A 12,436-nucleotide genomic window follows, 5' to 3' on the forward strand; every position below is an offset into this window, starting at 1 on the left:
CGGCGGATGTGAACCGGATCGGCCGAATTCGCCGGAGCTGACATTTCTGCAAGACGGGTGGCGTCCTCGCCCCGCAGGGTGGTCCCAGGAACGGTCGAAGGAGGACCCATGAACGAGACCACCGCAGCCGCGACGGCCAGGCGCGGGCGCACGGGGCTGATGATCGCCGTGGTATCGGCGGCACTGCTGGCCGGTCAGGTGGCCGGTGTGGCGACCGCGGCGCCGGAAACCTCCCAGGATCGGATGGTGTCGTTGCCCGGCGGCGACATCCACATCGTCACCAGCGGGGTGCCCGGGCCGGATGCGGTGGTACTGATCCATGGTCTGGGCGCCTCCACCGTGTCCTGGGATCCGGTGGTGCCCGCGCTGCGGGATCGATATGTGGTGCGAATCGACCTGCTCGGGCACGGTCGATCGGCCAAACCGGATGGTGGCTACGGGATGGCCGAACAGGCGAGCCGGGTCGGCGTCGTCCTGGACCGGATCGGTGTGCGGCACGCGGTCGTCGTCGGGCATTCCAGCGGCGGCTACGTCGCCACCTCGCTGGCCGAGCAACGCCACGACCTGGTTCGCGCCCTGACGTTGATCGACACCGGTGCACGCCTGGACGCGTTCACCGACAACGGCCCGGCGGGGGAGTTGCTGCTCGATCCCGTTGTGGGACCGGCCTTGTGGCCCCTGCTTCCGGACTCCGTTCTTCGGTACACCCTGAGCAGTGCGTTCAGCCGCGATGACCAGATTCCCGACGCGATGGTCGCCGACCTGCGCGGTATGACCTACCGCAGCCTCACCGCCACCTCGGCCGCCTCGGACGAGTACCTGCGCGACCGCCAGGAACCGGACCGCCTCGTGGACCTCGGACTGCCGGTCATGGTGATCTTCGGTTCGCGGGACAAGCGTTTTCCGGCGGTGTCCTACGCCGAGTATCGCCGAGTTCCGAAAGTGCGGATCGAGTCACTCGACTGCGGGCACACTCCCATGATCGAGGAGCCCGGCCCCACCGGCACTCTCATCCACGACTTCACCGAGCAGTTCTGAGCCTGTCATGCGAATTCTGATCTCCGGCGCCAGTATCGCCGGACCGGTGCTGGCATATTGGCTCACCGTACAAGGCTTTTCGGTCACTGTTGTGGAGCGGGCGGCCCAACCCCGCAAGACCGGCGGCCACGCGGTCGATCTGTTCCGGCCCGCGATGGACATCTCGGAGCGGATGGGCGTGCTCGATCGCATCGAGTCCCGTGTCACGGGTACGACCCGGCTGACCCTGTGTCCGGAGGGAGGGCGGCGGCCCGCGCGGGTGGATCTGGCAAAGATCTTCGGCGCCACCTCCGACCGGCACGCCGAGATCATGCGTGACGATCTGAGCGAAATCTATTATGAGGCAACGCGTGACGACGTCGAGTACTTGTTCGGCGACTCGATCACCGCGATCTCTCCCGACGGTGAGGTGCGCTTCGAGAATTCCGCACCGCGCCGGTTCGATCTGGTGGTGGGCGCGGACGGGCTGCACTCGAATGTGCGCCGTCTGGTCTTCGGCGACGAGGCTCGTTTCCGGGTGCACACCGGGGCCTGTCTCGCGGTCGTGTCGCTGCCCGGAACCGCGGCCGCCGACGGTGAACTGCGCATTCACGTGGGCGTCGGGCGCACCGCCGGGATGTATCGTGCGCGGCATCTCGACGACGCGCGGGCGTTGTTCCTGTTCCGCGTCGAGGACGAACCGGACTTTCACCACCGCGACGTCGAGGTTCAGAAGACGTTGTTGCGCAACATCTTTCGGAACTTCGACACGGAGGTCTCGGGCTGGCTGGACGCCCTCGACCACACCCCGGCCTTCTATTTCGATTCCATCACCCAGCTCCGCATGGACACCTGGTCGCGGGACAGGGTCACCCTCGTCGGCGATGCCGGCTACTGTCCCGGCCCCGCCGTGGGTGGTAGCACCACACTGGCGGTGGTGGGCGCCTACGTCCTGGCCGGTGAGCTGGCCCGGGCGGGCGGTGATCACGAACGCGCACTGCCCGCCTACGAACGAGCCATGGCGCCACATGTGCGAGGTGGTCGCACGGTGGCGATGAGCGCCGCGAAAACCCTGATCCCGACCTCCCGGCTGGGTGTGCGCGGCCTGACCGGGGCCACCCGCTTGCTGTCCGTCCTGCCCGCCGGAGCCGCCCGCACTTTTCTGTCCCTGACCAGCAAGACCGCCAGTGTGTACAACTCGATGACGGTAGCGGACCACGCGTTCGCGCCGGGCCGCGCGAGCTAGGCGGCCTTGCCGATATGCCCGGCCGATTCCCCGATCACGGCATTGCCGGGGCCGGCCAGGGTGCGGATGAACGCCTCCTGCGCGCTGCGCGATCTGGCCACCGCGCGCGTGAAACGTTCGGAAGATGTTCGCGCCCATACCGATCGGGTGAGGTTGATCGGTATCCGCAGCATCGGATACCACGGCACGGTGAAGGCGGGCAGGCCGAGCTCCTTCATCGCCGCGGGGCCCAGGAACATGGTGGCGATCGACAGATGCTGTGAGCGGGCGACGCGGCGACGCACGCCCGGTAGATAGCTGTAGTGCCAGCCCAGCGGGTCGTCGCCCATCGGGATCGCCAGCTGCCGGCTCGTATCGTCGGGGTTCGTGATGGCGGTCATGGTGTGGTAGAGAATGCGGACGCTGTCACGGAAACCGTTGGGCAGGAAGCGTTCCTCCACGCCCATGACCCAGCCGACATAGCGTGCGAAATGGGCCATGGCGTCGGCATCGCGCGGGGTGATCACCACACCCATCCCGATGGCGCCGATGGTGGGGGCGATGAGGGCGCCCACCAGAGTGGCGGCCATATCGGTCTGATTGATCGGCAGTCCCCACTCGTCGCCGCGCCAATCCGGCAGGGACGCGACGTGCCGGCGGACCAGTGAGTGGATCAGCCGGACGTGCACCGTGGAGCGGTAACCCACACCCTGTGGCCGCATTCCGCCGGGCGCGGTGACATCCATGGCCCATTGCGTCGTCTCGGCGAACCGCTTGGCGGGGCCCTTCTCCAGAGCGCCGGTGCGCAGCAGAGTCTTGTTGAAACCGGACGCCAGATAGCCGCCGAGGAACGACATGTCGCGAGCGACATAGATCCCGTCGGGACCGCCGAGTCCCGTGATCCGCTCGGCGTGGCGGATCTTCTTCCAGTCCACCCACTCCGGTACCGCTTCGAGCTGCTCGAAGAATTCGCGCAGCGCGCCCGGCGCCTCGGGTACCGCGGCGATTCCGTCGCGCACGGCGCGCTCGAACATCGGCCGGGTGGACGCCATGCCCTCGCCGTACATCCACTCCACGAGCTCGTCCATCGGACGATCGCCCACGGTCAGTGCCTCGCCCAGTTCTTGGAACTGTTCGGCGGTCGGTTCCCGCAACCCCAGGACCCGCGCGAACGGTGCGAGGGCCGGGCCGGGGACGGATTGCGGCGCGGCGGGGTGCCGTAGCGGGACGGTCGAGGTCACGGTGTCCTCCTTCGTTGGAGATGGATCTGGCAAGATCCTCTACCAGAATACCGTGATTGGCAACACGTCTTGCCAGAAAGACGTCAGTTGCCGCGGTGGTCCTGCGTATCCCACGCGTTCTCCAGCCACCCCGGGAAGGTGCGGAGAAGTGTCACGAGCCCGCCGACGAGCCGAGGGTCCCAGTGGCCGTCGGGGGCCTCGAGATCGTCATCGTGGAAGTCCAGCGTCACCGCGCCGGTTGTGTTGTCGCGCCACCGGATTCGGCGGGGCATGCGGGCGAGGTCACCGTCTCCGCCGCCCAGGAGCAGGGCGGCGACCATGAACGCGGCCAGGGCGGCCTGCAGGGGGAAGAAGAACCACCACACGACCCACCAGCCCGACTGCCCCTTGTGGCCGATCACGGGTTCGCGACCGGCGGCGGTCACCGTCCATCGGGTACGGATCCGGCCGCCGCGCAGAGCCGGCTCCCGGGTGGCTGTTCCGATGAGTTCCCCTGCGGCGCCCGTTATTTCGTATGTCGCGGGGCCGCGACGGGTTGCCGCGACGGTCCGCACCCGGGCGATCATCCGCCGCCGGTCCGGGTCCGCCCACAGGGCGAACGCGCGGTTGCCCTGCTTGCGGGACTTCTTGTACTCGTCGAATCCGCCGGGCGCGACATTCGGCTCCGCATAGGCGGGAGCCATGGCGGGGCGATGGTTTTCCGGTGCGTGACGGCCGGTTCGCCGGCTGTCGTGGATACGCCAGACCGACCCCTTCCGATGTGGCTCGATTCCCGACGCGTACTCCATCGACAGTCGCATCGCACTTCCTCCCCGCACGGCCCGTATGGCCGGCCATCCGACATCGGTGCCGAGCCTACCGCCGGGTCCGCCCGGTCACGCCGCCCTCCGGCGTGCGCTCAGCCGACTCGCGAGCTGGTCGAACCGGTCGGCTGCGGCAGCCGGGTGGGTGCGTCGTCCGGTGGTCATATTAATACGCAGTAGAGTATGGTAAGCATAGGTAGATTAATTGAGATTCGACAGGAGATCCTCATGGCACCGACCCTCGATCTGCGACGACGCCTGCCCGCGCCACCGTGGCGGGTGTGGCAGCGGCATCGGATGCCCGGCTCCTCGCCGGTGGACCTGGTGCTCAACAGCGACTGGAAACCAGGCCCGGCCCGGGATGCCGAGGGGCCCTTCATGATCAGCCTGACCCAGTTCACCACCACGCACATCGCCGATATTCCGGATATCTGGCGCGCCTCGGAGCGTCTGGGAAACCAACTGGCGCAGATCGAGGGGGCGGTCGGTGTCCTCACCTATATCCGGCCGATGCGCCGTCAGGTCGGTTCGCTGTCGATATGGACCGACCAACGCGGGTTGTCGAAGTTCATCGGCCTTCCGTATCACGTCGAGATCATGCGGAAATACAAGACGCGTGGCCTGCCGATTCGTTCGGCCACGTGGTGGACCGGTGAGTACCGGATCGGCCCGGCGCTGATGGAGAGTTTGCGCATGCTGGACAGCGATCCGGGCCGACGGGTCTCCGGCGCACCGGCGCCGTCACCATGATTCCCGCTGTTCGCGACCGGTCGTGCGTGCCTGCCCGTGTTCGGTGCGACCAATACTGATCGATCGATCAGAGTGCTATGGTGGCGCATGGATATCCTGCGGTTCAGCGGCCGGTCAATGGTTCGATGCCTGCTCGAATCCGGCTGTGCAGGTGGGGGCTTCGCCAAAGCGAACCCGGATCGGATCGGCGCATGAGCAAGCGCGAGGAGGCCGGCGCGCGGCGGCGGCTGATCGAGGCGACCGCTCAAATTATGCGAGACGAGGGCTATGCTGCCGCGACCTCGCGGCGGGTGGCGGCGGTGGCCGGGGTCAAGCCGGCGCTCGTCTACTACTACTTCCCGACGATGGACGATCTGTTTCTCGCGGTCGTGCGTGGCGGGGCCGAGGCGGCGCTGGCGCGGATGCGGGAGGCCGTCGCCGCGGACGATCCGCTGCGCGCACTCTGGTCGATCAACATCGATTCCCGTTTCACCCAGCTGAACACCGAATTCATGGCATTGGCCAACCACCGCAAGGCAATCGGCGCCGAACTGAGGGTGTATGCCGAACGGGTTCGCGATATCGAAACCGCCGCGGTGACGATGGTGCTGCGGGCCCGTGGGGTGGATCTGCGGGAGTTTCCGCCGGTGGTCGTCTCGATGCTGCTCACCGGCGCGGCCCGCATCATCTGCAACGAAGGGGCCGTCGGCGTCGAGCAGGGGCATGCCGAACTAGCCGCTTTCGCCGAGCGTTATATGGCCCGGATCGGCCCGGTCTCGCCTCCGGCGACACGCGAGGCGGACGCCGCGCCGCAGCTGCCAGGTTCGGCGGAAAAATAATTCTCCTTATGGGAGAATGGCGTTCAGCAGCACATTTGATGCATTTTCCGGGCAAAATCGGCGTCCGGAGCGTTCCCGAGTCGTTGACAGTCTCGGGGGCCGGTGTCAGAGTTTGAGCGATCGCTCAGCATCGGGCGGTCGGCAATCCGGGACATCGGGCATCGATGTGCTCGAGCGGCAACGAGCGAGGTGTTTTATGGCTGGTCGGGTAGAGGGCAAGGTCGCCTTCATCACGGGTGCGGCACGCGGGCAGGGACGTAGTCACGCGGTGCGGCTGGCGGAGGAGGGCGCCGACATCATCGCCGTCGACGTCTGCAAACCGGTCAGTGGTACCGACCTGATCCCTTCCTCCACCCCGGCGGATCTGGCCGAAACGGTGGAACTGGTGAAGGCGCTGGGCCGCCGGATCGTCACCGCGGAAGTCGATGTGCGTGATTACGACGAGTTGAAGGCGGCTGTCGACAGCGGTGTCGAGCAGTTGGGCCGGCTGGACATCATCGTGGCCAATGCCGGTATCGGCAATGGTGGCGCCACGCTGGACCAGACCAGTGAACAGGACTGGAACACCATGATCGGGATCAATCTCGAGGGGGTGTGGAAATCGGTGAAAGCCGCTGTGCCACATCTCATCTCGGGAGGCAATGGCGGCGCGATCGTCCTCACCAGTTCGGTGGGCGGGCTCAAGGCGTACCCCAACACCGGCCACTATGTAGCGGCCAAGCACGGCATCGTGGGCCTGATGCGCGCCTTCGCGGTGGAACTGGGCCAGCATTCGATCCGGGTCAACTCGGTGCATCCGACGAATGTGAACACGCCCATGTTCATGAACGAGGGCACCATGAAGATGTTCCGTCCCGATCTCGAGAACCCCACCGTGGACGACTTCCGTCCGGTGGCGGAGTTCATGCACGTGCTGCCCATCGGGTGGGTCGAGCCGGTCGACATCAGCAACGCCGTGCTCTTCCTGTCCTCGGAGGAAGCGCGCTACATCACGGGTCTGCCGATGACCGTGGACGGCGGGAGCATGCTCAAATAGCGTGCCGCCCGGCCGGTACCGCGTATTCCCGCGATCAGGGGGCGGTACCGGCCAGGACCGCCACACCCGTGCGCCCGCCGTCGACATCGATCACGGTGCCGTGTACGAAGGACGCCTCGTCCGAGGCGAGATACATTGCGGCAGCGGCGATTTCCTCGGGCGTGCCGACTCGGCCGGACGGCGTTCCGGCCATCATGGCCGCCGAGGCGGGTTCCGCCGCCGTCGGCCGGACCACCCCCGGTGAGATGGCGTTGACCCGCACGCCCCGCGGCCCGAATTCGGCGGCCCACGCACGCGTGAGAGTTTCCATCGCGCCCTTGGTCGAGGCGTAGAGCGCGCCGACCGGTACCGACAATCGCGCCACCCATGACCCCATGTTGATGATCACGCCCCCGCCCGCCGTGGCCATCGCCGGGGCGAGGGTCTGGGTGAGGAAGAACGGCGCCTTCACGTTGACGTCGTAGACGCGGTCGAACATCTGCTCGTCGGCGGTCTCCGTGGTCGACGGCGGAAAGATTCCGGCGTTGTTGACCAGGATGTCGACCCGCCCGCCGAGCAGCTCGGTCGCCGCGGTGGCGAGTGCGCGAGCCGCCTCGGCGCCGCCATCGAGATCGGCGTGGATGTAATCGGCCGCGCCGCCGCGGGCGCGAATCTGTGCGACGACGGCCGCGCCGCGCGCGTCGTCGCGTCCGGAGACGACGACCTGGGCGCCGGCCGCGGCGAAGGCGACGGCGATGGCTCGGCCGATATTGCTGGTGGAACCGGTGATCAGGGCGGTCCGGCCCGAGAGATGTGACATGAAGTCGACGCTACGACCAGTTTTCTGGACCAGCAAGTCCAAAAATTCGAGTCAGTGATGCGACAATGTGACACTTTTTGACTCACTGTTGACCGGGGGTCGCGTGCTGCCTACAGTGATCGGGACCGGAGCGGAGTTCTCGGATCGTCGTCGACGCCGAGACCCGCTGTCCCGCACGGAGGTTCGAATGAACGACGCTCGTCGGTACGTGGTGATCGGTGGCGGCCTGGCCGGGCTGGCCTCGGCCGTCTGGCTGGCGGAGGCCGGAAAGCGGGTGACCCTGCTGGAGCGTCGCGCCCGCCTCGGTGGCCGTACCCAGGCGATGGCGGTTCCCGAAGTGGGCGATCTGCCCGACAACGGCCAGCATGTGGTGGCCAGCGGCTATCGGCATCTGTTCCGCTACCTCGAGAGTGTGGGCACCGCGAAGTATCTGGACTTCCCGCACGGCGGCACCCTGCGCTGGCCAGGGGGTCGCGCGGTGCCGTTGTACACCAAGGGAATTCGCGCGATCGGCACGCTGATGGGTGCGCACCCCGATGCCGGCCTGCGGGAGCGGCTGGCCGCGGCGCGAGCCACGGTACGGCTGGGTAGGCAGTGCCTGTTCCAGCCCGACGACCTGGCCGACATCACCACCGAGCAATGGTTCGAGCGCATCGGCATGCCGGCGAAAGCTCGTGAGGCGCTGTGGGATTGGCTGGCGCTGGGCATCGCCGCCGAGCCGGTGCAGCGAGAGTGCGCCAAGGTCTTCGCCGATGTGCTCGCCACCGGTATCCGGCTGGGCATCCGCGATCGGCGCGCGGTCACGATCGGTTTTCCGACCGTCGATCTCGATACGCTCTACATCACCGGTGCCGAAGAGGTCTTCCGCCGCCACGGTGTCGAGGTGCGCCATCGGGCAGTGGCGGATCGGATTCGGATCGCCGACGGTGCTGTGGTGGGTGTCGATCTCGCCGACGGCACCTCGATTCCGGCCGACGCCGTGATCTGCGCGGTGCCCAACTCCCGCGTCCACGGCTTGCTCGACGATCTGCCCGAGCATGCCGAAATCTACGCCGCCGCAGACAAATTGGGTGCCACGCCGATCGTCAGCACCAATCTGTATCTGGACCGCCCGCTCGGCACCCGGCACGCGATGGAAGCGATCATCGGTGGGACCGGTGTCATCGACGAGGTGTTCGACCGCCAGCGTATGCACGGCCGCGAACCGAACGGCACCTGGCTGTACTGCCTCACCACCAGTGGCGCCTACGAACAGATCCACAAGAGCCACAACGAGATTCTCGACGAGCAGATGGCATTGCTGCGCCGCTACTATCCCGAGGCCGAACAGGCCCGGATCGTGCACGGCCATGTCGTCAAGATGCCGAAGGCCACCTTCTCGCAATCCCTGGGCACCGTAGGGCTGCGCCCACCGCAGCGCACCTCCGTGCCGACGCTGATGTTGGCCGGCGACTGGACCAGCACCGACTGGTCGGCGACGATGGAGTCCGCGGTGCAGAGCGCCGCTCGTGCTGTGGAAGCGCTGCTGGCGCTGCCGCCCATCCCGGCGGTGGAGTGACCGCGTCAGTCCACGGCCGCGAAATAAGCCGTGCGCACCGCGACGACGGCCGGGGGCGGCAGGTCGGGATTTCCCGCGCCGAGGGCGCCCATCCGGACGTGCCAGGTGGGGCCCGAGGTGTCCACCGCGGACGGGGCATTCGGCGGCTGCAGGACGACCTCCTCGGTTCCGGTACAGGAATAGGCGCCGACCAGGCCGTCCGAACGACCGCCCCAGGCTCCGCCGACCCGGATCCGGCACTGCCGGCCGTCGGCGAGTTCCAGCCCCCACGGTTCGGGTGTGGCGGTTGTGCCGATCGGCGGCAGCGGCGGGTCGACGGTGTAGCCGCGAAGCCGGCGCTGCCAGGGATCGTCGGCGCAGCGCAGTTCCGTGCGCGACGGCATCGGCCAGCACACATCGGCGGCATCGGCGGAGGCGCCGCATCGGTAGACACCCCCGGCGGGGGCGGAGCGGCTCGGGTCGGCGGTGGTGCAGTCGAGGGTGCCGACCGGCTGTGGATCGGGGAGGGTGAAACCGTCGACCGGCTTGCCCGCCGCATCGAGCGCGACCAGCGATACGACCTCGGTGGCACCGGCACCGGCAGGCTCGGTCGTCGGCGCCGCGGTGGCCCGGCCGGCGCCGCCGGGGGCTGCGGCGGTGCTGCCCGCCGTGGCCGGCCTGCTCGTATCGTCCGTGGGCGCCGGTTGCGCGGAGTCGCCGGGTGTCCCGCATCCGGCGATGGCGCAGGTGAGCAGAGCTGCTGTGGGAATGAGCCGTGTCCACGCCGTCATGTGATCGCAGTCCTCCCGCGAAGGCCGAAATGGCTGCCTGGTCCACCGAGGCGGCAAAGGCTCTGTGCCCGAGTGTAGATCCGGCCGGCGGCCGCGGCCGGGCTCACGCGGCGGCCAGTCGCCGCAGAAAGGTGTGTGCCCGGTCCAGATGTTCGGTGACGAGTCCGGTGTGCCGGTCGACGGGGATCAGCATGGTGGGTGCGCCGGACGAGGTGCGCCGCTGCGCCCACAGCTGATCGGCGGGCTGGAACTCGTCGTCGAACCAGCAGAACGGTCGCCGTCCGGCCCAGCGTTCGATGGTCGGCAGCTTGCCGTGATGACCGTCGCGATGCCGAATTCCGGTGTCCTCGAAGATGATCACCTCGAGTGGTGGCAGCCCGAGCACCGGTGCGATCACGGTGTTGGCTTCGTATTCCCAGGCGGTGGCCCAGACCAGTTCGGCATCGCCGCCCTCGGCCAGCTCGAGTAGCCGCCGGCCCAGGTCGGTGTTCAACAGCACCCGTTGCTCCACCGGGGGAATCGCCGCGATGATGCTGTGCTGCAACAGATATGGGTGGTATCCGGGTGGTGGGGGTTCGGCCGCGCGGGGATACGGGTTCAGGGGCCCGTCCACATCGAGCAGAATGGCCGCGCGGGCTGATTCGGTCATGATGCTCTCCCCGGTCGCTCCTCTCAGGCTACGTCGGCGAGCGGTGCCGGGCGGGCCACTCCGGCAACGGTTTCATGTCGACCCGATAACCGGAGCGAACACACTGAAACCCGTTGTCACCGGCCGGATGCGCCCCGATGCCCTGCGGTTGCGCGGCACGCCGAGCGACACGCGAGCAACTCCCGGGATTTTACGGCGCACATGCGCAGTCGACTGCGCCCGTTCGGCTATCGTTCACCTCACTGTCCGATGCTGCTGCCGGCGTGCCAGGACTGGTCGTCGATCCGCCAGTTCGCCACCGGTGTGACGATCGTCCGACGCGACCGGAGTCCGTCCCGAAAGATCGAGGGAACGTGCCTGCACCCGTCATCCTCACCGGCCGCCTCGTGCGGCTGGAACCTTTGGCACCGCACCATGTTCCGGGGCTCGCGGAGGCGAGTGCCGCGGATCGCGATGCGTTCGCGTTCACGCCCGTTCCGCACGGTCACGTGGCGGCGGCGGACTATGTCGCGCAGGCCGCGGCGGCCCACGCGGTCGGGTCCGCGTTGGCCTTCGCCGTCGTCGCGTCCGCCGACGGCCGGGTGCTCGGATCGACCCGGTTCAACCGGTTCGACTACTGGCAGGGGCCCATGGTGTGGCCGATCGTGCACGGGATGCCGAGCGGTGATCCGCTGCTGGCGGTGCCCGATGCCGCCGAGATCGGCAATACCTGGCTGTCGGAGCGGGCGCGGGGTTGCGGGGTCAACCTCGAGTCGAAGCTGCTGCTGCTCGGCCACGCCTTCGACGTGTGGCGGGTGCGCCGGATCGCGATGCGTGCCGATGTGCGAAATGTCCGCTCGCGCTTGGCGATCGAGCGGCTGGGCGCCATCAGCGACGGTGTGCGCCGGGCGCATTCGCGTGGTCTGGACGGCACCGTGCGCAGTACCGCCTTCTACTCCATCCTCGACGAGGAATGGCCGGCGGTGCGGGCGCGGATCACGACCGAGCTCGACGGGCGACCGCGGCTGCTGAATGCGTGATCGGGGCCTGTCAGCTACCGGATAGCGAATTCCGGATGTCGGATCGGTGGCCCGGCTCCTATAATTCATGGCACAACGGTCGGGCGTCGAGGAGATCGGTCCGAGTCGGGTAACTCGGCGTCCGGCGCACCTCGGACCTCGTATCCGCGCACTCGAGCGAGGGCGGCGGCCCTCCACTCAGGAGAGGCGTATGTCCGACCCGAATTCTGCTCCCCAGCTCCCGTCGACCGCGCTGCCGCGCGATCGATCCCACACCCGCCTGTGCCTCACCGACGCCTCCCATCCCGATCCCATGGTGAGTCTGTTCCTGGTCCCCGAGCCGCGGGTGCGCGGCGCCTGCATGCTCCACCTGCTCGAGCAGGTCTCGGCGGCGGGTGCGCCGGACGAGGAGCTGACCGCCACGCTGGAGTCGCGCACACTGCCGGGCATCGGTATTCGATTGCTGCCGTGCGTATCTCATGATCCCGACCGATCCGGGATGCGGCACATCTTCCACGATCACTACATCGGCGACGGTCCGCTCGGCCTGGACATCTGCGATCCGGACGAGATGGCGCGGCTGGCCGCGCTGCCCGAACACGCGGTCGGCGCTCGGCGCATCGACGATTTCGCGGATCACTCCGTGCGCGAGACGATGCTGGCGGTTTTCCGCTATTTCGGAGTGGACCAGCGTATTCCGTTGATGTACCACGGTTATGCCGATCCGGGGGATCGGTGGCTGGGACTGCGGACGGCCTTGGCCTGACGGTAT

The 12,436-nt window shown here is 67.9% G+C and carries 13 protein-coding genes; 8 read left to right on the forward strand and 5 right to left on the reverse strand.

Annotated features, from left to right (window positions below):
• Nucleotides 1-108 precede the first annotated feature (108 nt).
• Entirely contained in the window at nucleotides 109-1,038 is a 930-nt protein-coding gene (locus tag AB0L57_RS29720) for an alpha/beta hydrolase (RefSeq protein WP_364969125.1), read from the forward strand.
• Nucleotides 1,039-1,045: 7 nt separating this feature from the next.
• Nucleotides 1,046-2,263: an FAD-dependent monooxygenase gene (locus AB0L57_RS29725; protein ID WP_364969127.1), complete on the forward strand. Its 1,218-nt coding sequence runs from the start codon at nucleotides 1,046-1,048 to the stop codon at nucleotides 2,261-2,263.
• Here AB0L57_RS29725 and AB0L57_RS29730 read toward each other — a convergent pair.
• On the reverse strand, nucleotides 2,260-3,483 hold the full coding sequence (locus AB0L57_RS29730) for an oxygenase MpaB family protein (protein WP_364969130.1): 1,224 nt from the start codon (nucleotides 3,481-3,483) through the stop codon (nucleotides 2,260-2,262). The genes AB0L57_RS29725 and AB0L57_RS29730 overlap by 4 nt on opposite strands.
• 83 nt (nucleotides 3,484-3,566) lie before the next feature.
• Nucleotides 3,567-4,283 carry a hypothetical protein gene (locus AB0L57_RS29735; RefSeq protein WP_364969133.1) on the reverse strand — a complete coding sequence of 239 codons (717 nt, stop codon included), beginning with the start codon at nucleotides 4,281-4,283 and terminating at the stop codon, nucleotides 3,567-3,569.
• A gap of 231 nt (nucleotides 4,284-4,514) precedes the next feature.
• Between AB0L57_RS29735 and AB0L57_RS29740 the strand changes: the two genes are divergently transcribed.
• The 3 genes from AB0L57_RS29740 (at nucleotide 4,515) to AB0L57_RS29750 (ending at nucleotide 6,890) form a co-directional block, all read left to right on the forward strand.
• Nucleotides 4,515-5,036 (forward strand): hypothetical protein, encoded by a 522-nt coding sequence (locus AB0L57_RS29740; RefSeq protein ID WP_364969136.1) that lies wholly within the window; start codon nucleotides 4,515-4,517, stop codon nucleotides 5,034-5,036.
• A gap of 191 nt (nucleotides 5,037-5,227) precedes the next feature.
• Nucleotides 5,228-5,854: a TetR/AcrR family transcriptional regulator gene (locus tag AB0L57_RS29745; protein WP_364969137.1), complete on the forward strand. Its 627-nt coding sequence runs from the start codon at nucleotides 5,228-5,230 to the stop codon at nucleotides 5,852-5,854.
• A 196-nt stretch (nucleotides 5,855-6,050) separates the two neighbouring features.
• Nucleotides 6,051-6,890: a mycofactocin-coupled SDR family oxidoreductase gene (locus AB0L57_RS29750; protein ID WP_364969140.1), complete on the forward strand. Its 840-nt coding sequence runs from the start codon at nucleotides 6,051-6,053 to the stop codon at nucleotides 6,888-6,890.
• Nucleotides 6,891-6,924: 34 nt separating this feature from the next.
• Here the strand turns inward: AB0L57_RS29750 and AB0L57_RS29755 are convergent, their stop codons facing one another.
• Nucleotides 6,925-7,689, reverse strand: a complete 765-nt coding sequence (locus tag AB0L57_RS29755; RefSeq protein WP_364969142.1) for a glucose 1-dehydrogenase — start codon at nucleotides 7,687-7,689, stop codon at nucleotides 6,925-6,927.
• Between the two features lie 166 nt (nucleotides 7,690-7,855).
• On the opposite strand from AB0L57_RS29755, the gene hpnE reads away from it, so the two are divergent.
• A complete protein-coding gene (gene hpnE / locus AB0L57_RS29760; protein ID WP_364969250.1) occupies nucleotides 7,856-9,247 on the forward strand; it encodes a hydroxysqualene dehydroxylase HpnE in 1,392 nt (463 codons plus the stop codon).
• 5 nt (nucleotides 9,248-9,252) lie between these two features.
• Here the strand turns inward: hpnE and AB0L57_RS29765 are convergent, their stop codons facing one another.
• Both AB0L57_RS29765 and AB0L57_RS29770 read right to left on the reverse strand, forming a co-directional pair.
• Nucleotides 9,253-10,017, reverse strand: a complete 765-nt coding sequence (locus AB0L57_RS29765) for a hypothetical protein (RefSeq protein WP_364969145.1) — start codon at nucleotides 10,015-10,017, stop codon at nucleotides 9,253-9,255.
• A gap of 103 nt (nucleotides 10,018-10,120) precedes the next feature.
• Entirely contained in the window at nucleotides 10,121-10,666 is a 546-nt protein-coding gene (locus tag AB0L57_RS29770; RefSeq protein ID WP_364969148.1) for an HAD domain-containing protein, read from the reverse strand.
• A gap of 353 nt (nucleotides 10,667-11,019) precedes the next feature.
• Between AB0L57_RS29770 and AB0L57_RS29775 the strand changes: the two genes are divergently transcribed.
• On the forward strand, nucleotides 11,020-11,685 hold the full coding sequence (locus AB0L57_RS29775) for a GNAT family protein (RefSeq protein ID WP_364969150.1): 666 nt from the start codon (nucleotides 11,020-11,022) through the stop codon (nucleotides 11,683-11,685).
• 190 nt (nucleotides 11,686-11,875) lie between these two features.
• On the forward strand, nucleotides 11,876-12,430 hold the full coding sequence (locus AB0L57_RS29780; protein WP_364969154.1) for a hypothetical protein: 555 nt from the start codon (nucleotides 11,876-11,878) through the stop codon (nucleotides 12,428-12,430).
• Nucleotides 12,431-12,436 lie beyond the last annotated feature (6 nt).

Origin of the sequence: Nocardia sp. NPDC052254 (genome assembly GCF_040679495.1) — a bacterium.
Taxonomy (GTDB): domain Bacteria; phylum Actinomycetota; class Actinomycetes; order Mycobacteriales; family Mycobacteriaceae; genus Nocardia.